Here is a 22718-nt window from a genome sequence, read left to right on the forward strand (position 1 = left end):
AACCGCCTCTCCCCGGGAAACGGAATCGCCGTGATCGGCTCGGGTGGCTGGTCGGCGGGCGTTGTCAGTGGGGTTTGGTATTTATGAGGGTGTGAGCAGTGTTGACGGGTCGGGGAGCGGGGGCGAGGTGGGGGCTGAGCAGTTGGCGTTCATGCGGGAGGGGGTGAAGAAGGCCAAGGGGGGGCGGGCCAAGCCGGGGACGTGGCGGGGGGCCGCGTTGGCGGGGGAGCTGCCTGTGGCTCGGGTCCTGGTGGACAAGGGGGTGTTGCATCTGGATCGGCTGTTTGATTACGCGGTGCCTGCCGAGTTGGACGCGGTGGCTCAGCCGGGGGTGCGGGTGAGGGTGCGGTTCGGGGCCGGGCGGGGGAAGGTGCGGGACGGGCGGCGGGAGGGGGGTGGGCTGATCGACGGGTTTCTGGTCGAGCGGGTCGCCCGGTCCGAGTACTCCGGGCCGTTGGCCGCGCTCGCGCAGGTCGTGTCGCCCGAAGTCGTGCTGGGGCCCGAGCTGTTGGCGCTCACCCGGGGGGTCGCCGATCGGTACGCCGGGAGCCTTGCCGATGTCGTCCAGCTCGCCGTCCCGCCGCGCAGTGCCCGGGCCGAGCAGAAGGCTTCCCCCGCGGCGTTGCCGGCTCCCGCGATGCCGTCGCCGGGGACTTGGGAGCGGTACGAGAACGGGGCCGCGTTCGTCGAGGCGCTGGGGCGGGGCGGGGTGCCGCGGGCCGTGTGGAACGCGCTGCCGGGGGGTGCTTGGAGCGAGGAGGTGGCTCGGGCTGTCGGGGCCACGCTCGCTTCGGGGCGGGGGGCCCTCGTCGTCGTACCCGACGGGCGGGCCGTGGGGCGTGTCGATGCCGCGTTGGGGCGGGTGCTGGGGGAGGGGCGGCATGCCGTGCTGACCGCCGACGCCGGGCCCGAGAAGCGGTACCGGGAGTGGCTCGCCGTGTCGCGCGGGAGTGTGCGGGCTGTCGTGGGGACCCGGGCCGCGATGTTCGCGCCTGTGCGGGATCTGGGGCTGGTCGTCGTGTGGGACGACGGGGACGGGAGCCACAGCGAACCGCATGCTCCGCAGCCTCATGTGCGGGATGTGCTGTTGCTGCGGGCCGCTCAGGAGAAGTGCGGGTTCCTGCTGGGGAGTTGGAGCTGCACCGTCGAGGCCGCGCAGCTTGTCGAGAGTGGGTGGGCTCGGCCGATCGTCGCTCGGCGGGAGCAGGTGCGGGTCGCCGCGCCGCTCGTGCGGACCGTGGGGGATCAGGATCTCGCGCGGGACGAGGCGGCTCGGGCTGCCCGGCTGCCTACGCTCGCCTGGCAGGCCGTGCGGGAGGGGCTGAAGTCGGGGCCCGTGCTCGTGCAGGTGCCTCGGCGGGGGTACGTGCCTCGGATGGCCTGCGCGCAGTGTCGTGAGCCTGCTCGGTGCCGGCACTGTGCCGGGCCCTTGGAGGGGGTCGACGGGGGTGGGCTCTCGTGCGGGTGGTGCGGGCGGGGGGAAGCGGGGTGGAGCTGTCCCTCGTGCGGGGGCGTGCGGTTGCGGGCGCAGGTCGTGGGGGCTCGGCGGACCGCCGAGGAGTTGGGGCGGGCGTTTCCCGCGGTGCCCGTGCGGACGTCCGGGCGGGAGCAGGTGCTCGACACGGTGTCGGGGGTGCCCGCGCTTGTCGTCAGTACGCCGGGGGCCGAGCCCGTTGCCGACGGGGGGTACGCGGCTGCCCTGCTGCTCGACGGGTGGGCCATGCTCGGGCGGCCCGATCTGCGGGCCGGGGAGGAGGCGTTGCGGCGGTGGATCGGGGCGGCGGCGCTGGTGCGGGGGCAGGGGGAGGGGGGGACCGTCGTCGTGGTTGCCGAGCCGACCTTGCGGGCTGTGCAGGCGTTGGTGCGGTGGGATCCCGTGGGGCATGCGGTTCGGGAGCTGGCCGAGCGGGCGGAGTTGGGGTTTCCGCCGGTTTCCCGGATGGCGGCGGTGGCCGGGAGCGCCGAGGCTGTCGCCGGGTTCCTCGCCGTTGCTCAACTTCCCGCTGAGGCTGAGGTGTTGGGGCCTGTTCCGGTGCCGGTCACGCCTGTCGGGCGGCCTCGGAGGGTGGGGGGGCCGCCGCCGGGGGAGCGGTGGGAGCGGGCGTTGGTGCGGGTGCCGCCGGGGCGGGGTGGGGCGTTGGCCTCGGCGTTGAAGGCGGCGCAGGCTGCGCGGATGGCTCGGGGGGGTGGGGGGGAGGCGGGGCGGGTTTGGGTGCGGATCGATCCGCCGGATATTGGGTGAGGTGGGTGGGGGTTGGGTGCGGGTTCGGTGGGTGGGGGGAGGGGGTGGCGGTGGTGGGGCGGGTGCGGGTTCGGTGGGGGCTGGGGTGGGGGGCGTGTCGCTTGCCCGCGCTTGCGGGGTGCCGCTGCGCCCACCCGTGCCGCCCCATGGGGGTACCTCCCAGGCCCTTAGAGGCACTGGGGGAGGCACGACTGCCCGCAGCTGGGTGAGCAGGGTGAGCTGGGTGGGGGTGCGTACGAGACTGCCCGCAGCTGGGTGGGCGGGGTGAGCCGGGTGGGGTGGGTGGGGGTGCGCACGACTGCCCGTAGCTGGGTGAGCGGGGTGGGGTGGGGTCGGGGTGCGGTGCGAGTGCCTCTAGCTGGGTGGGGGTGCGGCACTACTGCTCGCAGCTGGGTGGACGGGTGGGGGAGGTGTGGCGGCCGTCCGCGGTTATGTGGGCTGAGTGGAGTGGGTGCGGGTGGGGGGGGCGCCGTGGTTGGGTGGGGTGAGTTGTTGTGGGGGTATGCCGCTGCCCTCTCGTGGTCGGGCGAGAGGGCAGGGTGTGGGTGGGAGTCAGCCGTTGCGGGGGCTTGGGAAGGGGGTGGGGCGGGGGGTGTCCTGGAGGGAGGGGCTGCCTGCTGTGGGCTGGGTCGGCATGGAGCGGGCCGCTGGGACTGTGGGGACGGTGGAGATGCCGGTGCCGACGTTGACGTTCAGGGGGTGGGCGCCTGTGGGGTCGGTGAGGTCCGTGTCCGTGGCCGTCTGGGGGGTGGCGCGGCGGGCGCCGTAGCGGCGGTGGACCGCCTGCTTCGTGACCCCGAGGGCCGAGCCGACCGCGTCCCAGGAGAAGCCGAGGGAGCGGTCGAACTCCACGGCCGCCGTCACCAGCGTCTCCACGCTGTCCCGGAGTTCCTGGGCGAGGCGGACGGTGGGGGCGGGGGCGCGGCCGTAGACCACGAAGCCCGTGGAGGGGCCGGAGCGGCGGGGGCGGTAGACGTTGCCCAGTTGGGCGGTCAGGGTGCGGAGTGCGTCCACCTGGCGGCGGACCCGCTCGATGTCCCGCACCAGCAAGTGCAGGCTGGCCCGGGCCTGGGCGTCGTGGGTTGCGTGGTCGGCCATGAACAAGCCTCTCGAACCGGCGTTAAGAGATAGGGGTCAACTCTTTCTTGACCAACGCGGATTCGCTCCGCGGGTCACGGGGTGGGGGCGTATGGGCATATGCGTACGCCCCCCGGCTCGCCTTCGGCTTCGCCGTGGGGGCTCCCCGCCCGCGCACGGCCCGTTTCCAGTTCGTTGACAGGCTGGACCCTCCTGTGGGGCGTACTCGCCGTCGGCGGCTCTCTGCCCGGAGGGACGGGCTTCTCCCGTCGTGCGGGCACGCGGGCGTCGTATCCGTACGGCTTCTAGACTGCTGTGCTTGGTCGTCTTCGCTTCCGCCCGAGAGGTTTCGCCCTTCCATGAGGCTTGTCTTCGCTGGTACCCCCGAGGTCGCTGTTCCCGCTCTGGACGCTCTGATCGGGTCGGGGCGGCATGAGGTCGTCGCCGTGGTGACGCGGCCGGATGCGCCGGCGGGGCGGGGACGCAGGTTGGTGGCGTCGCCGGTTGCGGAGCGGGCGATGGAGGCGGGGATCGAGGTGTTGAAGCCGGGGCGGCCGAGGGAGCCGGAGTTCCTGGAGCGGCTGCGGGAGATCGGGCCGGACTGCTGTCCTGTCGTCGCGTACGGGGCCCTGTTGCCGAAGGTCGCGCTGGACGTGCCCGCGCGCGGGTGGGTCAACCTGCACTTCTCCCTGCTGCCGGCCTGGCGGGGCGCGGCGCCGGTGCAGCACTCGATCATGGCCGGGGACGAGATCACGGGCGCGTCCACGTTCCTCATCGAGGAGGGCCTCGACTCCGGGCCCGTGTACGGGACGGTCACCGAGGAGGTGCGGCCCACCGACACGAGCGGCGATCTTCTGACGAGGCTCGCGTTCGCCGGGGCGGGCCTGCTCGCGGCGACGATGGACGGCATCGAGGACGGGACCCTGGGCGCGGTGCCGCAGAGCGGCGAGGGCGTCTCGCTGGCCCCGAAGATCACGGTCGAGGACGCGCGCGTGGACTGGCGGGCGCCGGCGCTGCGCGTCGACCGGGTCGTCCGCGGCTGCACCCCCGCGCCCGGCGCCTGGACCACCTTCCGCGGCGAGCGCCTCAAGCTGATCCAGGTGACGCCGCTGCCCGACCGGCGCGGCCTCGCGCCGGGCCAGCTGGCCGTGGGGAAGAACAACGTGTACGTCGGGACAGGGTCGTACGCCGTGGAACTGCTGTGGGTCCAGGCACAGGGGAAGAAGCCGATGCGCGCGGCGGACTGGGCGCGCGGCGTCCGGGGCGCGGACGGGGAGACGCTGGGCGGGTAGGGGACCGGGCGGGGGAGACGCCGGGCAACTGGTCGACCGGGCGCGGCAGAGTGCCCGGGGCTCCGGCGGGGGAGACGCTCGCCGAGCGCCGAGCGCCGAGCAGCCGACCGTGCGACCGAGCGCCAGACGTGACCGCTCGCGGTGCTGGCGTACGGCGTACGCTTGGTGCCGAACCTTCTGATGACCCGGAGCACCTTTTCGTGAGCGACACCTCTGCGCAGCCCCGTAAGACCGGCAAGCCGTACCGGCGGCCCAAGAAGGACCCCGTCCGGATGCTGGCGTTCGAGGTGCTGCGGGCGGTGGACGAGCGGGACGCGTACGCGAACCTGGTGCTGCCGCCGCTGCTGAGGAAGGCCAGGGAGAAGGGGGAGTTCGACGGGCGGGACGCCGCGCTCGCGACCGAGCTGGTGTACGGGACGCTGCGCAGGCAGGGGACGTACGACTCGATCATCGCCGCCTGTATCGACCGCCCCCTGCGGGAGGTCGACCCGCCGGTGCTGGACGTCCTGAGCCTCGGCGCCCACCAGCTGCTGGGGACCAGGATCCCCACCCACGCCGCGGTCTCCGCCTCCGTCGAGCTCGCGCGGGTCGTCCTCGGCGACGGCCGCGCCAAGTTCGTCAACGCGGTGCTCCGGAAGATCGCGCAGGACGACCTGGACGGCTGGGCCCAGAAGGTCGCCCCGCCGTACGACGACGACCCGGAGGACCACCTCGCCGTCGTCCACTCGCACCCCCGCTGGGTCGTGTCGGCGCTGTGGGACTCGCTGGGCGGGGGCCGGGCGGGCATCGAGGAGCTGCTCGCGGCGGACAACGAGCGTCCCGAGGTGACGTTGGTGGCGCGGCCGGGCAGGTCGGCTGTCCAGGAGCTGCTGGAGGAGGAGGCGGCCGAAGCGGGCCGCTGGTCGCCGTACGCGGTCCGGTTGACGGAGGGCGGGGAGCCGGGCGCTGTCGACGCGGTCCGTGAGGGGCGGGCCGGCGTGCAGGACGAGGGGAGCCAGCTGGTGGCGCTGGCCCTCGCGAACGCCCCCCTGGACGGCCCCGACGCACGCTGGCTGGACGGCTGCGCGGGACCCGGCGGCAAGGCCGCGCTGCTCGCCGCGCTCGCCGCCGAGCGGGGCGCGACCCTGCTGGCGTCGGAGAAGCAGCCGCACCGCGCGGGCCTGGTCGCGAAGGCGCTGGCCGGCAATCCGGGCCCGTACCAGGTGATCACGGCGGACGGGACGCGCCCCCCGTGGCGGCCGGGTGTCTTCGACCGGGTCCTCGTGGACGTCCCCTGCACCGGTCTCGGCGCCCTGCGCCGCCGCCCGGAGGCCCGCTGGCGGCGTCGCCCGGAGGACCTCGAAGGGTTCGCGCCCTTGCAGCGGGGGCTGCTGAAGACCGCGCTGGAGTCGGTGCGGGTCGGCGGGGTCGTCGGGTACGCGACCTGCTCGCCGCACCTCGCGGAGACGCGGGCGGTCGTCGCGGACGTGCTCAAGCAGTTCCCGGCGACGGACCTGATCGACGCGCGCCCCCTGCTGCCGGGTGTGCCGGGATTGGGGGAGGGGCCGGACGTACAGCTGTGGCCGCATGTGCACGGCACGGACGCGATGTACCTGGCCCTGATCCGCAGGATCGGATGATCGCACAAGCCCCGGCAGGCACCCCCGGAAGGTAAAGGGCGATTAAATAAGATCATCGCACCAAATGTTGTCCCGCCTCCCCCACCGGTGCCCGTCACCCTGCCCGGCCATGGGAGGCTAGACCCATGGCCGTGCAGATCAACCCCAGCATCCTCTCCGCCGACTTCGCCCGTCTGGCCGCCGAAGCCGACGCAGTCACCGGCGCCGACTGGCTCCACGTCGACGTCATGGACAACCACTTCGTCCCGAACCTCACCCTCGGCGTCCCGATCGTGGAGTCCCTGGCGAAGGCGACGGACACCCCGCTGGACTGCCACCTGATGATCGAGGACCCGGACCGCTGGGCCCCGCAGTACATCGAGGCCGGGGCCTCCTCGGTCACCTTCCACGTCGAGGCCGCCGCCGCCCCCGTCCGCCTCGCCCGCGAGATCCGTGCGAAGGGCGGCCGGGCGTCGATGGCCCTGAAGCCCGCGACGCCCATCGAGCCGTACGAGGACCTGCTCCCCGAACTCGACATGCTCCTGATCATGACGGTCGAGCCGGGCTTCGGCGGCCAGGCGTTCCTGGACATCATGCTGCCGAAGATCCGCCGCACCCGGCAGCTCATCGACAAGCACGGCCTGCAGCTGTGGCTCCAGGTCGACGGCGGGGTCTCCGCGAGCACGATCGAGCGCTGCGCGGAGGCCGGCGCGGACGTCTTCGTCGCCGGTTCGGCCGTGTACGGCGCCGAGGACCCGGCGGCAGCCGTACGCGGACTGCGCGCCCAGGCCGAGGCCGCGTGCGACCACCGGGCCACGGGCAAGTGAACGAACCCTGCAACAGAGCCCTTCAGGGCTGATCAAGACCGCCGGATCTGCGAGGATGAACGGCGAATCCAGAACGTGAAACAGCAGTGATGTGAAACAGCAGTGAGGAGATCGCCGTGTCGGGTATGTCGGCGGGCCGGTCGGCCATGCGGATGGGACCCGCGGAGCTGGTGCAGGCGGCGGCCATGGCCCGCCGCTTCTACCTGGAGGGCAAGTCCAAGATCCAGATCGCCGAGGAGTTCGGCGTCAGCCGCTTCAAGGTGGCCCGGGTCCTGGAGACCGCTCTCGAACGGGATCTCGTACGCATCGAGATCCGGGTACCGGCCGAGCTGGACGCCGAGCGCTCCGACGCGCTGCGCGCCCGCTACGGCCTGAGGCACGCGGTCGTCGTCGAGTCCCCGGCGGACGCCGAGGAGTCACCCGACCCCGAGAACCTGGGTGAGGTGGCCGCCGACCTGCTCGGCGAACTCGTCGACGAGGGCGACGTCCTGGGCCTGGCCTGGGGCCGCTCCACCATCAACATGGCGGCGGCCCTCGACCGGCTCCCGCCCTGCACGGTGGTGCAGCTGACGGGCGTGTACGACGCGGGGACGGCCGAGCGCGGCTCGGTGGAGGCGGTGCGCCGGGCAGCTCAGGTGTCCGGCGGCGACGCCCACCCCATCTACGCGCCCATGCTGCTGCCGGACGCGGCCACCGCCGCCGCGCTGCGCAGCCAGACCGGGATCGCGCGGGCCTTCGAGTACTTCGACAAGGTCACCGTCGCCTGTGTCTCCATCGGCTCCTGGGAGCCGGGCGTCTCCACGGTCCACGACATGCTGACGGACGAGGAGCGGGCCCACTACTCCTCCCTCGGCGTCGCGGCCGAGATGTCCGCGCACCTCTTCGACACCGAGGGCCGCCGGGTCGGCCGGGACCTCGGCGAGCGGTGCATCACCGTCAAGGCGGACCAGCTGCGCCGGATCCCCGAGGTCGTCGCCATCGCGGGCGGGCAGCGCAAGGCGGCGGCGATCGACGCGGTGCTCAGGTCGGGGCTGGTGACGAGCCTCGTCACGGACACCTCGGCGGCGGACTATCTGATGACCGCCGGTCCGGCGCCGAAGTCCGCGCTGAACCGGTCCGACCCGGACGGGGTCTGACAGAAGGTCGCACGGGGGCGGCCGTGGCAGCATCTACGGCATGCTGCTGCGGTTCGTCTCCCGGGTGCTTCTGTGCGTGCTGGTCCTGATCGGGGGTGCCGCCGGGTGTTCGTCCGATCATCGCGCCGGCACCGGTGAGGCGGGCGGCCTCGCCACCGTCAAGGCCGCCGACCTCCCCGCAGAGGCCCGCAAGACCCTCGCCCTCATCGACAAGGGCGGCCCCTACCCCTACTCCCGCGACGGCGTCGTCTTCGGGAACTTCGAGGGGCGGCTGCCCAAGGAGAAACGGGGCTACTACCACGAGTAAAGACCCGTAGCGTCCGCCGCACCCCGTCTTCCCTGGTCAGAGCCTTGAGCCGCTCTGCCGGTACTCTCGGGGTCGAATCGGGGTCGAATCGAGTGCGCCAGCCGTTCCACGGACCGGCGCCCCCTCGCGCTGCGACGGGTAGCCTCGAACCGACAGTGAGTCTTGCACAACAGGGGCGGGTCAGGTCAAGCCCTCGCAACACGGCCGGCCCGGCCGCGGTACGGGCCCATCACGCCGCGGCGAACAGCACCCCGAACGTCTCCACACGGACCCCCTGGACCGCCACCGGCGGATGGGCGTAGGTGTCCCACGTCTCCGAGAACTCCGCGTGGCGCGACAGCGCCTGGACCGTCTTCGGGTCGAACTCCCCCGACGAGGAGAGACGCGTCGTGTAGAAGTGCTTCAGGTCGTGGAACCGGGTCCCTTCCGGAAGCCCCGCCAACTCCACGGCGGTCCTCCACTTGAGCAGGAAGGTGCTCCGGGAGACCGGCAGACCACGCTTATTGGTCACGATCAGACCCTGATCCGGCGGTGGCACATAACCTCTCAGCTTTCTCGAACGCTGGGCCTGGTAGCAGACGGGTGCCACTTGGGGGAAGGTGTCGATGTGCTCTCGCAGGCGCGAGATGAGGAAATGGTCGACCGGCAGCGTGGCGTAACTGGCTTTGGTCTTCAGCTTCACGGCACGACCCTCTTGCCGCTGCTCCACCACGTAGAGCTGGTCCTCGTCCCAGTTCACCGAGTCCTTGGTGAGCCCGAACGCCTCGCCCTTACGGAGGCCCGCGCAAGCGCCGATCCACACGAGGATCTCTAGCCGCGGTTCGACCTCCCGCATGGCCGCGGCGAGGTCCGCTACCTGCTGGGGGGACAGAGTGACCGTGACCCTCGGTTCTTCCTCCGGGAGCTCGATGCGCGCGCAGACATTGGCAGGCAGCGGGACGTCTGCGTCGATCATGTAGTTCATGAGAATGCGCCACGTCCGGTACACCGCTATCACGCTGCTCGCTGTGGTGAGGCCCGGCCGATCCAGGAGGAAGTCAACGAAGGCCATGGTGTCCCGGCGGGTCATCGTCTGCGAGATCCTTGGTCCTGCGAACGGCTTGATGTGGCATCGCAAATGGCTCTCGTAGTTCTTGGTCGTGTTGCGGTTCTTCGTTTTCTTCTTCCGGCGCGCGATCAGCTCGTCCGCGTAGAACGCGACGGTCTTCTTCCCCGGCTCCGGATCCACCCACGCGTTATCACGCAGGTTCTTCCGTATTTCGTCCAGGTGGTCCCGGGCCCGCTCCCACGTGCCGAACGTCGGCCGGCGCGGCTTGCCGTTCGGGTCGGTGTAGCGGGCCTGCCACTGCTGGCCGCGGCCGTGGTCGGCCGATGGATAGAGCGGGTTCCTCTTCGTGCCGCATCTGCACGGCACGTCCCCTGGCTTCCTGTACTTCTTGTGCCACCGGTCGAACGGTGCATCGAACTCGGCCATTTTCCTCTTCCGTGTGAGATTCGCTGACTTTGGGTACTTGCGGGATCTACGGATCGACAGGCTTGGAGGGACGGGCGAGCTCGCCGTTCTTGATATGGGCGAAGAGACTGTTGACCTCGTGCTCGCTGTAGCGCACCCGACTGCCATTCCTGCCACCTCCCTGATTCCCTCCCGGGCCGGGCCGGTAGTGCGGCCCGAGGGGAAAAGCATGCAGCAGCCCCCGGTTCGTCCACCGGCGTCTCGTTGAAGGTGAAATACCCAACCGGTGTTCCACCTCGCTGGGCAGCATATATCGATCTGGAGAGTCGAAAGAAGGGGAATGCTTCGAGCTTTCTGCTCTCGTCATCGGAGCACCTCGGGAGGAAATCCGAGGGAGATAAGAGCGGGCATGTCTCCGCCAGTCAGGCCGGTGTACGCCAAGATCACACCTCCTATGACAGGGCGGTGCTCCGTCGCGCGGGTGGGTCGTGCCTGACCCTGGAGGCGGAGCACCGTCACCTCAATCGTCAATGTGTATTGATGGACAAGGTGACGGTAGCCGAAACGGAAGTGGATCGACAGGTGCAGTTGGTTCCTTATCTGTAGTTAAATTACAATTTGTCGTAAACAAATAAAGGTGAATCGGCTGTGGCTGCCAGCGGACGGGTGTGAAGGGGTACGCGGAGGCGTCGCGGGCTCACCGGTGCGGTGGTGCGTGTCGTCGGTCGGCCCGACTTCCGCAGGCCCCCGCTGAACGGTGGGCCGTCCAGCGGGTGTCTGAGGGAAGGGGGGAGGGTGCGCGCTGTGAGAGACCTCTGATCCGGATTCGCGATCACGTGCGGATTCAGAAGGGCTAGGGTCGCTTCATGATGCTGATTGGCGTGGAACGTGGTCCTCTTCTTCCGACGGTCATGGCGCGAGCCGCGCTGGATGCCGGCCGGAGCGACCGTCTTCTCTGTGCGGTGATTTCTCTGTCTTTGCTTGTTGGTCTCCGGAAGGCTGAGGTGACGGGGCTCCTTCTCCGGGACTGGCATCCGGGTGATGATCCCCATGTGGTGATCCACGGAAAATGGCAGGTCCGGAAGATTCACGTAGCAGAAACAGCCGCAGAAGCCGTCAATGATCATTTGGCAGGCGTGCAGGCGGAGCCGGATGATCCCCTCTTTCTAGGAGGGCGGGAGGCTGTACGGAGTTATCGGATCGCGCGTATTTTCCAAGAGAAAATGCGAGAGGTAGACCTTCGGGTCACTCTGTCTGATCTCCGTCGAGCCGCGATGGAGGTAGCGGTGACCAACGGAGTGCCCCTGGCGCACGTAGGGGAGTACTTCGGGCTATCGAATCCCTCGGGAATCGGACGGCTGACGCCACTCCCCGAGGGATTCGATAAAGAGATTTCTTCGCTCCTTGAAGAAAAATTCATTCCTTGAAGGAACGGGTGAATCGGACTTCAAGCAGAAACAATGAAATCCGGTCGATTGGCTGGATCTCGTCGACCAGGTGGACGTTGAGAGTGAGGTAGGTCGCCGGCGAGGTGTCCGTGGTGCGGGTCCTATTCCGTCGGCCCCCTCCCGAACCATGCGGGCGGTTGGGTAGGCCGCCAGCGAGGTGCCTGTGACCAGGCCCTTTTCCGACGGCCGCCGGCGTTCCAGCGGGCTGGGGAAGAAGCTGCCGGTGCGGACCTTGGGGATCTCCAGGTCCAGGTCGCCGGTCAGCGTGGTCAGCACCTTCTCGCGGTGACCGTTGCGGATGTTGGTCCGTGCCGGGGTGCGCTCGTTCCACTCCGCACCGATGTGGGCAGTCGCCTCGGCCTCGATCAGTTCCTGCACCATCCGCTCGGCGATGGCGCGGACGAACTCGATTCCGTCGGTCGAGCGTAGTGACTCAGAGGTTGTCTCACGTGGTGATTTTTGCGAGCTTCTTGTAGCAGGTCAGGGTTGCGGCGAGGCCGAGGAAGGCGAGGAAGTGGCTGCCCTTGCGTTCGTATCGGACGGTGAGCCGGCGGTAGCCGAACAGCCAGGAGATCGTCCGCTCGATCTTCCAGCGGTGGCGGCCGAGCCGCTCGCCGGACTCGATTCCCGGACGCGCGATCCGCGGGATCAGGCCGCGACCGCGGAGCCAGGCCAGGTGGCCTGCGGAGTAGTACGCCTTGTCGGCACGGACCTTGACCGGTCGCCGTCGGCGCGGTCCGCGCCGGGAGCGGACGGCGGGTATCGCCAGGATCAGCGGTATGAACACCTGGCTGTCGTGCAGGTTCGCCCCGGACACCGCAACAGCCAACTGGGTGCCCTGGGCGTCGGACAGGACGTGCAGTTTGCTGCCCTTCTTGCCGCGATCGACCGGATTCGGCCCGGTCAGGGTTCCCCCCTTTTCGCCCGGACGGACGCCGCGTCGACGATCGCCGAGGTCCAGTCGACCTCGCCCCTGGCGCCGAGTTCGTCCAGTACCGCCCGGTGCAGCCGGCGCCACAGGCCCGCCTCGGTCCACGCCGTGAACCGGCGATGTGCCGTCGCGGGAGACGTGCCGAACGTCGGCGGCAGATGCCGCCAGGCGCAACCGCTGGTCAGCACGTACACCACGGCAGTGAACACGGCCCGCTCATCACATGGAGCGGTCCCGCCGCCCTGAGGACGAGCAGCGAACGACGGCAGCAACGGGGCGACCAGTTCCCACAGTTCATCAGGGACCAGCCGCTGCGACAGATCGACACCCACGACCGCCATCATGCCGCACGGACATCAGGCCACGTGAGACATCCTCTTAGTCCACACCCATGCATCGGCCTGTGGATAACTCTTGTCAGGGTCCGTTCAATTGGTGCGGAACGGTGAAGTAGCGATGTCCGGGCCAGGGCGTTCACACGGACGGCCGGAGTGGTCGTCATGCTGATGCGGCGACCGACCTGGGGGCCATGACGTCGGCGAAGGAGGTGCGAACGTCTGGCACGGTCAGAGGGGTGATATCGGAGCCGGCGGTCTGCGCGGCTCGGAGGACGGCGATGAGGTCTCCGTGGGCGATGGTCTCTACGGAACATTCCCCGCACTCGTTGGACCGGGCGTGTCTGTTTGCTGCGGAGGACAGGGCGCGGACGTGGGCGAGCACCTCGTGGGGTCCGTCGGCGCGGATCGCGTACCAGGCCCCCTGTTGCTCCGGTGTGTGGAGCGCTGCGGCAACGCCTGGGTACATCGGCAGGTGGATCCGGCCCTCGTGGACGCGGATCACGAAGATCTGGTCGAGGGTGTCGCAGTAGTCCGGCTTGGGTGCTTCTTTCTCGAACCAGGCGATCGCCTCGGCGCGGCTGCCGGGACCCCACAGGTACTGCGTGGGGTAGCGGGTGGTGGCGTTGAGGGTGTCGTACTCCATCAGGTGGGGGTCCTCGCGGTCGCCGGGCCAGAAGACCGCTCGTGCCAGCACGTAGATGAAATCGTGTTCCTCTCCCGGTTGTTGGCGGACGAGTTGCTCGGCGTGCGCGGCGTGCACGCTGGTGCTGTTCCAGCTGATGGCGACCACGTCGCGGGCGATCGGCGCCGGGTAGAGGCGGCCTCCCGGAGTGGAGTGCCCCCACAGATGGTTGATGATCTCCGCGAGGTCGGACAGGTCGCGGTAGGCGTCGACGGGGCTGAGGAGGTGGAAGGTGCCGTGGGCGGTCAGGTTCCGTAGGGCCTTCTTGGCACGCTCGATGCCGCGGTTGCGCTGGCCGCGCAGCAGGCTCTCGCGTCGTGCCCACAGCAGCAGGCCGTCGAGCGTCCCGTTGAACCCGGTCCAGGTGCGCGAGCTGCCCATACGGATCTTGGTTCCGCCGGCCTTCTTGTACTGCCCGAAGAAGTCCGGGTAGGTGGTGTAGGTGATCTCGTGCTCGACCTGCGAGCGGTCCCGGACGGTGATCGTGCCGCTGTGGTGGGCGGCAAACCGGTCCCGTAGTGCCTGTTCGAGGGTCAGCTTGGCGGCGTCCGCTACCAGCGTGAACAGCTCGTAGCACAGCAGGCCCTGGCTGTAGCAGGCGCGGAGTTGCTGGAACTTCTGTCGGGTTGCCTCCGCCACGCCATCGTCCAGCACGAGGTTGGAGATCAGTCGCTGTTGGTAATCGGCTGCGTCTTCGGGGCGCATGGCTCCGCCGAGACCGAAAGGCGTGAAATGCAGCACGCGGGGATCCGCGGCCTGGAGTTCTGCGAGGATCTCGCCGCCGGTCATCGTCACTGGTTTGGCCCTTCTGCCGCGAACGTAGCGAACAGAGCAGGATCGGGCTTCGGCACGACTCGGCGCAAGCGGAATATCCCCAACGGGCTCGGCGCTGCGAGCGGGTGGCCCACCGCGGCCATCCTGGCCGTGGGCTGGCCGGCCGACGGCTTCTGCATACCTTCCTCAACCTGCAACCGCTTGTTGTGATTGCCCGTCCTGCGTCATGTGACGCCTTCCCTACCACTCGTTGTGGCGCGCGACTGGCCTCAGTGCGCACACCGGTCCGATCCACAGGACGAGGGGTGCCGCGGTCGTCGGGTCGAGCCGTACTCCGTCTGTCTTGCGCACCTTGCCGAGGCGGATCGCTCGGCCTACCTGTCCGGACTGCTGCCGGGCGTGGATCTCGACCACCGAGGCACCGCTTTTACACCGGACCTGCTGAGCGAGCTCCTCGCCGCCGTCACCGAGCCCTCCACGGGAAGGCCGACCCTGAGGCAGGCGAAGTTCACCGGGGCACGGTTCGTATCTGACGCCGACTTCAGCAGGGCCGTGATCAGCCGCCACGCAGACTTCACCGATACCGCCGTCGATGGCGACGCCCTCTTTACCGAGGTCGAGATCGGCGGCACTGCGGCGTTCGACGGAGCACGCATCAAGGGCACGGCCCGGTTCGGAAAGGCGAAGACCGGTGGCAACGCCCAATTCCAAAATGCTCATATCGACGGTGACTTGCAGTTCTCCAAGGCCGAGTTCGGCGGTGCGGTCGAGTTCAGACAGGCCCGGATCTCGGGGGACGCCTGGTTCGCAGAGGTACGGGTGCGGGAAGACGCCAACTTCGACCTGGCACACATCACACACAGTGTGTACTTCGGCAACGCCCGGATTCGCGGCGACGTGCACGGCGACCAGGCGGCGATCGGCAAGGACGTTCGCTTCGGAGGCGCCGCTGTCAACGGCGGCATCTCGCTCAGCGGCACGACGATCGGAGGCGATTTGGTCTTCGACCGAGCCAAGATCGACGCGGGCGCCGTGTTCCGCGAAGTCGAGATCAGTGGCCAAGTCCGCTTCGAGAGAGCAGACATCGGCGCTGGAGCCGAGTTTGACGATTCCGTGTTCGGCGGCGCCGTCTCCTTCCGGGGAGCACAGTCGGTCGGAGACATCTCCTTCTACAAGGTGAGGTTCGAACAGGCGGCGTACGTTGGCCCATTGGCCTGTGCTGGGACGGTGGATCTGTCGGAAGCGATGTTTCACGACACCGCGACCATCGAGGTAGCAGCGAACGCTGTCTGCTGCCGGCGAACCCGGTGGATGTCCAGCGCGACGCTGCGATTGCGGCACGCCGCCGTGGACCTGAGCGATGCGGTGGTGGAATATCCATTGAGCGTCGCGGCCCGGCCCCGCCCGTTCTCCCTGAGCCGCCGCCACGACCTTGCCGAGCCGTGCCTGACCAACCCGCGGGTAAGGGTGGTTTCCCTGCGAGGGCTGGATGCCGCGCATCTCGTACTCAACGGAGTTGACCTGTCCGACTGCCTGTTCGCCGGGACCATCCACCTCGACCAGCTCCGCCTGGAAGGGCGATACACCCTGGCCGCCACCCCCGCTGGCCTCCACTGGCGCCACATGCGACCAGTGCGATGGACACCCCGCCGGACGCTCGCCGAAGAACACCACTGGCGGGCCAGCCGTCCCCGAATTGGCGAAGGATGGACACCCGCGCCGCCACCGGGGGACATCCTCACGCCCGCGGAACTGGCACCGGTGTACCGGGCGCTGCGCAAGTCGTTCGAAGACAGCAAACACGAACCCGGAGCCGCCGACTTCTATTACGGGGAGATGGAGATGCGCCGGCACGCCGACGATATCCCCTTCAGCGAGTGGGTCCTGCTCTTCGGCTACTGGCTTCTGTCCGGCTACGGCATGCGTGCCTCCCGGGCCTTCGGCTGGCTGTTAGGGGCCATGACAACGACCGTTGTCGCCATGATGCTGTGGGGCCTGCCCCAGCAGGATCCGACGACCGAGAGCACCGGCAGTCTCACCGGCCGCGTGATCACGATGACCACCGACAGCCCCGACCCGGTCAACCCCGACGGACCCTATGAAGCACGTCTGTCGGGCGAACGGTTCGACAAGTCTCTGCAGGTGGTCATCAACTCGGTGATCTTCCGGTCCTCGGGACAGGACCTGACAACCTTCGGCACCTACACCGAGATGACCTCGCGTCTTGCGGAACCCGTGCTGCTCGGTCTCGGTCTACTGGCCATCCGCAGCCGCATCAAGCGGTAGCCGGCCCGAAGCGAGACCCGCGCGCGACGGCTGGCGCGCAGGAACTCCTGACCCGCCGGCAACCTCTGTCGCCGACATCCTTAAGGAACCACTCAAGCCGTGACCTCGTCTGCGGCGGAGGCCCCGTGGGACGGTGCTCCCGTCAACTCCTTCACCTCTGGGGGCAGTTCCATGACAGCTCCAAACGTTGTCCAGCCGCCCTGGTCAGTGCGGCTGTGGCAGTACCGCGACGCCCCAACCCGCGGCTGGACAACCCGGCTGTTCTCGGACACGGATGTCCAAGGAACAGCAGACGGCGAATCGGCCGGCCCCTACCGGATCGCCTCGCTCGACGCCTCCTCCGACCATCAGATGGGGCAGCTGCGCCCCGTTATGGAACTCGCCAGTTGGTTCCGAGACCCCAGCGACGAAGCGCCGGTCTCCGACAACAGCGGCTGGACGGGGCTGTCGATCCACCAAGAGATCACCGCGATGCTGTCTCTGATCCTCGGAGTCCGACTCCGAGGCGACGACCCAGTCATCCACCGCAACAACAACGGGACCATCACCTCCTACCACCCGAGTGCGGGCACCCTGCCGAGTGCGCCGACGTCGCCATGGGCCTCGCCGATCATCCCGGTCCCGACGGACACGCCGGTCGACATCGCGTCCGTCCGCGGATACCTGGGATCCCTGCCGGGCCTAGCGCCGCAACATGCCATCGACCTGGTACGGGCCGCGCGGCAGTACGCCGACGCGCTGTGGATCGCCGATGGCGAGCCGGAACTTGCCTGGCTGATGCTGGTCAGCGCAGTGGAGGTCGCCGCGACCTCGCACCAGGTCGCCACCGCCGACTACGCGCAGCTGGTCACGAGTAGCTTCCCTCTCGCCGCCGAGGCGCTGGTCAAGCGCGGCGGTGACGAACTGTTGGTGCGGGCCGCCGAAACGGAGTTCGCCGGTCTGATCAAGGCCACTGGCCGGTTCCTCTCCTTCGCCCGTGTGTTCCGGCCCAACCCGCCCGAGCCGCGTACTACCGATCAGTCGGCCCAACTTCCGTGGTCCCGCCGGGGAATGGAAGGCGCGCTCAAAAGGGTGTATGAGTACCGCTCGGCCCGCCTGCACGCAGGTGCTCCCTTTCCCTGGCCGCTACTCATACCACCCCCAATCGCCAGCGACGGGTTGCCGGCCGAACGGTTCACCAATGGCCCATACGGGAGCGGCGATACGACCTGGTCGGCCGAGGAACTCCCGATGACTTTGGCGCTCTTCGCTCATCTCGTCCGTGGCATGCTGCTGAGCTGGTGGAGCACCATGGCCGACGGAGTATGTGCAGTCATCGAGTAGTCGCCAGCAGAATCGGGAAGTACCTTCCGGTTCCGAGCGCGTCAGGAGCCCCAGCGTGTTCGACCCCAACGTCCTTGCCGCATTCACCAATGGCCGAGTACACGCCGCCGCACACATGGCCGACCGTCTGGACAGGGGATACAGCTCGTGGCGCGAGGACACGGTGACGGACATCCTGTGTCAGCACACCGAACCGTATGTCAAATCGATCCAGTTCAACGGCTTCCAGGAGGGCAAGAACGGCGTTGACTGGCTGTGCTGGTGGCGAGACCGAACCGGGCAGTGCTTCGGCAGCCTGATCCAGGCGAAGAACCTCAAGCGCGATGGTCGGCGCTGGTCCATCGGCTTCGGGCAGCACAGCAAAGTGGGCGACCAGATTGACCTTCTGCACACGTCCGCCCGCCGCTTTCGCCTGCCGGCCCTGTACATGCTCTACACCGGCACCCCGGAGTTCCGGGGTGACCTGGGCTGTGGCGGCCAGCACGCGGTTTCGCCATGCCAAAGGTGCGAGCGCTGCAGCGTCTCGGTGATCAGCGCGCTGACGGTCCGCTACAAGACGGGCCTTCTTTCCGCGCACGAGATGGCGATTGACGCCTTTCAGCGGGCAACTCCCTGGGAGGACCTGGTCGACCCTGGGCTGTCAACTGGCCGGCTCAGCGCCATTCCCCTGCGGAACTACGTCGGACCGAGTACTGGCCGGCTCAAGAGCTTCCTCCTCGACACCCAGGTGGGGTCGGCCGAGATCGCCAAGCGGATCTTCTCCCCGGTCCACGGCGTCCGAATCCGTCAGTTCGAAGCCCTACTCGCCGAGCCAGTCGACACCGAGGCGACCATGGTCTTCAGCGACCTTCCCGTCGACCGAGGCCACTTCAGCGAGCCGTACTTCGTCCACGTGCTGCAGGGCCTTCGCACGAACCTGCCGGACTATGTCCGCGATGCCGAGCAGGGGCTCCCGGTACCGACATGGGTCTCTGAGAGCGTCGAACGGATCGTAATCATCGACATCTGATCAGGCGATGCACCACCACTACCGATCGCCGCTGAGCGTACGTACACAGAGTGTGTATAGGTCCTGACCTGTGTTCACTTGCGGTAGGAGCCGCCGGGCTCGGAGCCCCCGATGTCGGCCGTCGCCGACACCCGACGCGTCCAGTCCCACCCGTTTGGCCTCGGCAGCACGCGTTCTTGATGTCGAACGCGAATGATCAGGCCATGCGTGCATGCCGCGTCGCTTTCATCACCGCCTTCTCAGTTGCCTTGCTACGGCTGCGTAAGGGAAGGACTCGCCGACGAGAGCAGCCTGATACAGCGGGATTCTCTGATGAACCATCGGCGGAGATCCTGCTCCAGACACTGCTTTCCGAACGAGAGCAGGACAGCGCGCGGCAAGGGGTGCTCAATGGCACGGCCTCTGCGCTGCTGGGTCTTGAAGCGGTGTTGGGAGCCGTGGCTCTGGACCTGTCGGCGGCCCCGAACTGGAAGATGGCGGGGCTCAGTGCGCTGGTGGCAAGCATGCTGTGCTCGATCGCGGCCCTCGCCGACTTTGTCAGACAAGGCCCGCTGACGTTGGACTCTGCCGGTCTCCAGGCGTACCTCACAACACCAGCCGAAGAGACACGGCTGACGCTCATCGCCACAGTCTCGGGGCTGATCACTAGTGGCCGGCATGATCTGATCCGCCCGAAGCGACGTAGTCTAGTGATGTCGGTCGTCGCACTGATCGTCGGAGCCATCCTCCTCGGAGTGGGCGCCGGAGTGAAGGAGCCGAGCCATGGGGAAAAGAAAGAGCACCGCATCGAGCGGGTCCAAGGGCTGGGATATCAAGATCCTTCCAGGAACCAACACCGAGTCGGTCCGCTTGGCAGTTCGCCGCTCCGGTGACAAAGTGATCACCGTCAAGGGCAAGAGGAAGAAGCTCTCCGACTATGTTGACGAGTCGCTCCTGACTCGTGCCGAGTGACAAGAGCTTGAGCGAAGGGGGCAGCGGTCTGCTACCCCCTTCCTAGGCGGCCTGGTCCGGGTTAGGTGAGGACCCAACGCACAGCGAACGTCACCAAACCTGCGCCCAGGGCGTACGCCGCACCAAGCGCTGCTCGCCACGCGAGCACCCTTGCCCGTCGCCGCAGGCTGACCATCTTCGAAGGCTTGCGGCCTGTATCGTTTGACACGTATCGCTCCTGACAATGGGATGACGAGACAAGAAAGCCACCGCCCGATCTCGCAGGTGTCCAGCCGATGAGATCCGGCGGTGGCTTTCCGCGTTCACCATACCTTCGATTCCAAGGTCACGTGCTCCCGCGATGCCCACCCGTCGCCGCGTTCAAGGTGGTGGAAACTTTGAATCCAAGGTGGAGGAGGGTGTTGATCTTGGGTGGACGGGCAGGTGGGGCTGTGCGCTTAAGAGATTTGGAGGCGATGTGCGTCATTGCGTGTGATTGTGTGAGTGGGGTCAATGTTCTGTGGCGTGCGTCACAGGGCCCCTTGGGGGGCTCGGCCGGGGAAGTCGAGCGTTATGGGGACCGCCGGTGAACTGGGGCGGGGTCGCGTGTCGCGCTGGGGTGTCACCTGAATCGCCCCGGCCGGTGGGCCCGAGCGGGGCCCGCGAGTGTGTATGCGCGGTGCACGATCAGGTTGACCGAGCCGCGGTCTCGCTCGATGTGTCCCTCCAGCAGCACGGCGGGGGCGCCGAGGACCACCTCTCGTGTGCGTTCCCAGACCGGGGGAGAAAAGATCAGGCTGATCATGCCGGTCTCATCTTCCAGGGCGCCGAACGCAACTCCCTTGGCTGTCGGGGGGGCGTTGGATGTACTTGGCCAGTCCCCCGACTCGCACCCGGGTCTGGTCGGCCAGGTCACGGGCCTCGCGTGCGGGCTGCGCCCCGTGCGAGGCCAGCACGGTACGGAGGTGCAGTGCGGGATGGGTGGTGGCGCTGGCGCCGGAGGCGTCGAGGTCGGCGGCGGTGACCTCGGTTGCGGTCATGACCGGCAATTCCGGCGCGGGCGCCAGGTCGTCCAACCCTGGAAGGACGTCCTGGATCTCGCCGGTGTAGGCGCCGGCCGACCACAGGGCGGTGCGCCGGTCCACGCCGAGGCCGTCGAATGCCCCGGCGGTGGCCAACTGCTCCATCAGCCTCGCCGACAGCGCGTGCGGCGGGCGACGTCGGCCACCGAGTAGAAGGCTGCAGTGCCGCGCGCGGTCAGGATTCGCTCGGCGATCTCCTCGCTGATGCCGGTCATGGAGGTCAGTCCGCGGCGGATCGCCGGCCGCCGCTCCGGCTGGCCGGCGTGCGGCTCCAGCGTGGCGTGCACATCGGAGCGCTGAATATCGACGCCCCGTACTACAGCCGTGACTTGTGTCCGTGTCCGGTAGCTGTGTGATGCGTTGACCCGTCTGTGAGTACGGAGCGGGCGGTGCGGGTCTGGGCGGGCTGGTTCGATGACTTCTTCGCCTCTTTGGCGGGGGTCTTCGGTCGGGTCGAGCCGCGTCGGATGGCGATGGCGTATGTGAAGGCGTTGATCGCGCCGGTCGAACGGAAGAACGGCTGGCAGATCGCCGAGCATGTCGGGCACCCGAGTCCGGACCGGGTGCAGTGGTTCCTGGCCCGCTCGACCTGGTGCGCGGATCAACTCCGTGACGCTCTGCGGTCGTTCGTCGTGCAGTTCCTGGCCCGGCCGGACGGGGTGCTGGTGCTGGACGAGACGGCGTTCCTGAAGAAGGGCCGGATGTCGGCCGGGGTGGCCCCGCAGTACGCCGGGATCACCGGCCAGATCGAGAACTGCCAGGTCGCGGTGTTCTGCGCCTACGCCACCGACACCGGGCGGGCGTTGATCGACCGGGAGTTGTATCTGCCCGCCGCCTGGTGCGACGATGTCGGCCGCTGCCGCGCCCAGCACATTCCCCGAGCGCGCGCGAAGGTACCCTTCGGCTGGGTGGCCGCCGACAGCGCCTATGGCCGGGACCGTAACCTCCGCGCCGCCCTGGAGCGCCGCCGCATCCCGTATGTCATGGCCGTTCCCGTGGACGAGACGGTGCACACGCACGGCACCGGAAACCTGTGGGTGGACGCGTTCGCCGCCGCCGTCCCGCTCCTTTTCGAGCGCCGCTCGTGCGGGGCAGGGGCCAAGGGCCTGCGTTCCTACGACTGGGCACTGGCCGAGGTGACCTGGCCCGGCGGCGCCGAGGGCGGTCCCCGCCGCGGCTGCCTTCATCTGCTGCTGGTGCGGCGCTCGATCGCCGATCCGACCCAGATCGCGTACTTCGCCGTCCACGCCAGGGCCGGCACCCCGATCGGCGAGATCGTCCGGGTGATGGGCCTGCGCTGGTCCGTCGAGGACTGTTTTGAGACCGCGAAGTCCGACTGCGGACTGGACCACTACGAGGTCCGTACCTGGGACGCCTGGCACCGCCACATCACCCTGTCCATGGCTGCCCTGGCCTTCCTGACCATCACCGACACCCGCAGCCGCGACCTCCAACGCCCCGGAGAACCCGACCAGCTGCCCACCCCGACAGCTCCGCCGGACGAAGCCGAAAAGGGGGATCGTCAGGCCGCGTTGAAAAGCTGATCCGCTACACCGCGGAGGAGATCCGCCGCCTGCTCAACCGGCTCGTCTGGGCCACCGCACCCCTGCCACCGACGATCGTGCTCGCCCAGTCACACTGGCGACGCACCCACCAGACCCGCGCGAAACGCTGCCACTACGCCACCCGCGACAGACGAGATCGCGAGTCACGGCTGTAGTACCTGCGTCGGGTGATCGTCGAGGCTGCCTATCCTGATCTTGCGCTTCAGCGAGACTCCGCCTACACCTACATCTTCGTGGCCGGGCTGAACATGATGCCGCCAGTAATCCGCGAGATCGTACGCGGCAGCGTCGTCGCGGAGTTGGGGGTTGAGGAACATCGGAACGAAAACCGGCGCTAAGCCTCTGGAGGGCTTGAGGGCGCTTTGACCTGGGGTTCGGCGGGGGCGGAGCCTTCGGCAGTCGTGTTGATCACTGACTG

19 protein-coding genes and 2 pseudogenes are annotated in these 22718 nt (G+C 68.6%); 13 read left to right on the forward strand and 8 right to left on the reverse strand.

From position 1 onward, the window contains the following. Window positions 1–91 precede the first annotated feature (91 nt). Window positions 92–2242, forward strand: a complete 2151-nt coding sequence (locus tag ACLZOT_RS14860) for a primosomal protein N' (protein ID WP_416969330.1) — start codon at window positions 92–94, stop codon at window positions 2240–2242. Window positions 2243–2794: 552 nt separating this feature from the next. Here ACLZOT_RS14860 and ACLZOT_RS14865 read toward each other — a convergent pair. Continuing rightward, window positions 2795–3340 carry a hypothetical protein gene (locus tag ACLZOT_RS14865; protein ID WP_416969331.1) on the reverse strand — a complete coding sequence of 182 codons (546 nt, stop codon included), beginning with the start codon at window positions 3338–3340 and terminating at the stop codon, window positions 2795–2797. A 338-nt stretch (window positions 3341–3678) separates the two neighbouring features. On the opposite strand from ACLZOT_RS14865, the gene fmt reads away from it, so the two are divergent. From fmt to ACLZOT_RS14890, 5 genes are all read left to right on the forward strand, one after another. Then, window positions 3679–4611 carry a methionyl-tRNA formyltransferase gene (gene fmt / locus ACLZOT_RS14870; protein ID WP_416969332.1) on the forward strand — a complete coding sequence of 311 codons (933 nt, stop codon included), beginning with the start codon at window positions 3679–3681 and terminating at the stop codon, window positions 4609–4611. A 272-nt stretch (window positions 4612–4883) separates the two neighbouring features. Further along, window positions 4884–6230, forward strand: a complete 1347-nt coding sequence (locus ACLZOT_RS14875) for an RsmB/NOP family class I SAM-dependent RNA methyltransferase (RefSeq protein ID WP_416969434.1) — start codon at window positions 4884–4886, stop codon at window positions 6228–6230. Window positions 6231–6355: 125 nt separating this feature from the next. Continuing rightward, the gene (gene rpe, locus ACLZOT_RS14880; protein ID WP_416969333.1) at window positions 6356–7036 is read left to right on the forward strand and encodes a ribulose-phosphate 3-epimerase; all 681 of its coding nucleotides are present in this window, start codon (window positions 6356–6358) and stop codon (window positions 7034–7036) included. A gap of 125 nt (window positions 7037–7161) precedes the next feature. After that, entirely contained in the window at window positions 7162–8172 is a 1011-nt protein-coding gene (locus tag ACLZOT_RS14885) for a sugar-binding transcriptional regulator (protein ID WP_416969435.1), read from the forward strand. A gap of 40 nt (window positions 8173–8212) precedes the next feature. Beyond that, the gene (locus ACLZOT_RS14890) at window positions 8213–8479 is read left to right on the forward strand and encodes a ribonuclease domain-containing protein (protein WP_416969334.1); all 267 of its coding nucleotides are present in this window, start codon (window positions 8213–8215) and stop codon (window positions 8477–8479) included. A gap of 229 nt (window positions 8480–8708) precedes the next feature. Here ACLZOT_RS14890 and ACLZOT_RS14895 read toward each other — a convergent pair whose 3' ends face one another. Then, window positions 8709–9953, reverse strand: a complete 1245-nt coding sequence (locus tag ACLZOT_RS14895) for a site-specific integrase (RefSeq protein WP_416969335.1) — start codon at window positions 9951–9953, stop codon at window positions 8709–8711. 845 nt (window positions 9954–10798) lie between these two features. Between ACLZOT_RS14895 and ACLZOT_RS14900 the strand changes: the two genes are divergently transcribed. Then, window positions 10799–11359 carry a hypothetical protein gene (locus tag ACLZOT_RS14900; protein WP_416969336.1) on the forward strand — a complete coding sequence of 187 codons (561 nt, stop codon included), beginning with the start codon at window positions 10799–10801 and terminating at the stop codon, window positions 11357–11359. Between the two features lie 189 nt (window positions 11360–11548). On the opposite strand, the pseudogene ACLZOT_RS14905 reads toward ACLZOT_RS14900, so the two are convergent. From ACLZOT_RS14905 to ACLZOT_RS14915, 3 genes and pseudogenes are all read right to left on the reverse strand, one after another. Continuing rightward, window positions 11549–11791, reverse strand: a pseudogene (locus ACLZOT_RS14905) (transposase); the annotation flags it as partial. Between the two features lie 34 nt (window positions 11792–11825). Next, a protein-coding gene (locus ACLZOT_RS14910) for an IS5 family transposase (protein ID WP_416969337.1) occupies window positions 11826–12643 on the reverse strand; the annotation gives its coding sequence in 2 pieces (ribosomal slippage) (window positions 11826–12301 and window positions 12301–12643; 819 coding nt in all). Between the two features lie 166 nt (window positions 12644–12809). Beyond that, the gene (locus tag ACLZOT_RS14915; protein WP_416969338.1) at window positions 12810–13970 is read right to left on the reverse strand and encodes a hypothetical protein; all 1161 of its coding nucleotides are present in this window, start codon (window positions 13968–13970) and stop codon (window positions 12810–12812) included. 534 nt (window positions 13971–14504) lie between these two features. Here ACLZOT_RS14915 and ACLZOT_RS14920 point away from each other — a divergent pair. The 4 genes from ACLZOT_RS14920 to ACLZOT_RS14935 all read left to right on the forward strand — a co-directional run bounded on the left by ACLZOT_RS14920 (window position 14505) and on the right by ACLZOT_RS14935 (window position 19595). Beyond that, the gene (locus ACLZOT_RS14920) at window positions 14505–16391 is read left to right on the forward strand and encodes a pentapeptide repeat-containing protein (protein ID WP_416969339.1); all 1887 of its coding nucleotides are present in this window, start codon (window positions 14505–14507) and stop codon (window positions 16389–16391) included. A 171-nt stretch (window positions 16392–16562) separates the two neighbouring features. After that, window positions 16563–17714 (forward strand): hypothetical protein, encoded by a 1152-nt coding sequence (locus tag ACLZOT_RS14925; protein ID WP_416969340.1) that lies wholly within the window; start codon window positions 16563–16565, stop codon window positions 17712–17714. 55 nt (window positions 17715–17769) lie between these two features. Beyond that, window positions 17770–18723: a hypothetical protein gene (locus ACLZOT_RS14930; protein ID WP_416969341.1), complete on the forward strand. Its 954-nt coding sequence runs from the start codon at window positions 17770–17772 to the stop codon at window positions 18721–18723. A gap of 179 nt (window positions 18724–18902) precedes the next feature. Next, window positions 18903–19595 (forward strand): hypothetical protein, encoded by a 693-nt coding sequence (locus ACLZOT_RS14935; protein WP_416969342.1) that lies wholly within the window; start codon window positions 18903–18905, stop codon window positions 19593–19595. 680 nt (window positions 19596–20275) lie between these two features. Here the strand turns inward: ACLZOT_RS14935 and ACLZOT_RS14940 are convergent. From ACLZOT_RS14940 to ACLZOT_RS14950, 3 genes are read right to left on the reverse strand one after another with little or no spacing between them, the layout of a single operon-like run. Then, the gene (locus ACLZOT_RS14940; protein WP_416969343.1) at window positions 20276–20458 is read right to left on the reverse strand and encodes a hypothetical protein; all 183 of its coding nucleotides are present in this window, start codon (window positions 20456–20458) and stop codon (window positions 20276–20278) included. Between the two features lie 7 nt (window positions 20459–20465). Then, entirely contained in the window at window positions 20466–20840 is a 375-nt protein-coding gene (locus tag ACLZOT_RS14945; protein WP_416969344.1) for a hypothetical protein, read from the reverse strand. After that, entirely contained in the window at window positions 20840–21217 is a 378-nt protein-coding gene (locus ACLZOT_RS14950; protein ID WP_416969436.1) for a hypothetical protein, read from the reverse strand. Before ACLZOT_RS14950 ends, ACLZOT_RS14945 begins: the two co-directional genes overlap by 1 nt. Here ACLZOT_RS14950 and ACLZOT_RS14955 point away from each other — a divergent pair. Together ACLZOT_RS14955 and ACLZOT_RS14960 are read left to right on the forward strand one after the other, a co-directional pair. Next, window positions 21125–22177 (forward strand): annotated as a pseudogene (locus ACLZOT_RS14955) (IS701 family transposase); the annotation flags it as partial. The gene ACLZOT_RS14950 and the pseudogene ACLZOT_RS14955 overlap by 93 nt on opposite strands. A gap of 290 nt (window positions 22178–22467) precedes the next feature. After that, window positions 22468–22638 (forward strand): hypothetical protein, encoded by a 171-nt coding sequence (locus tag ACLZOT_RS14960; RefSeq protein ID WP_416969345.1) that lies wholly within the window; start codon window positions 22468–22470, stop codon window positions 22636–22638. The last annotated feature ends 80 nt before the right edge of the window (window positions 22639–22718 follow it).

It is taken from the genome of Streptomyces sp. 4F14, assembly GCF_048159485.1.
In the GTDB taxonomy this organism is placed as follows: Bacteria; Actinomycetota; Actinomycetes; order Streptomycetales; family Streptomycetaceae; genus Streptomyces.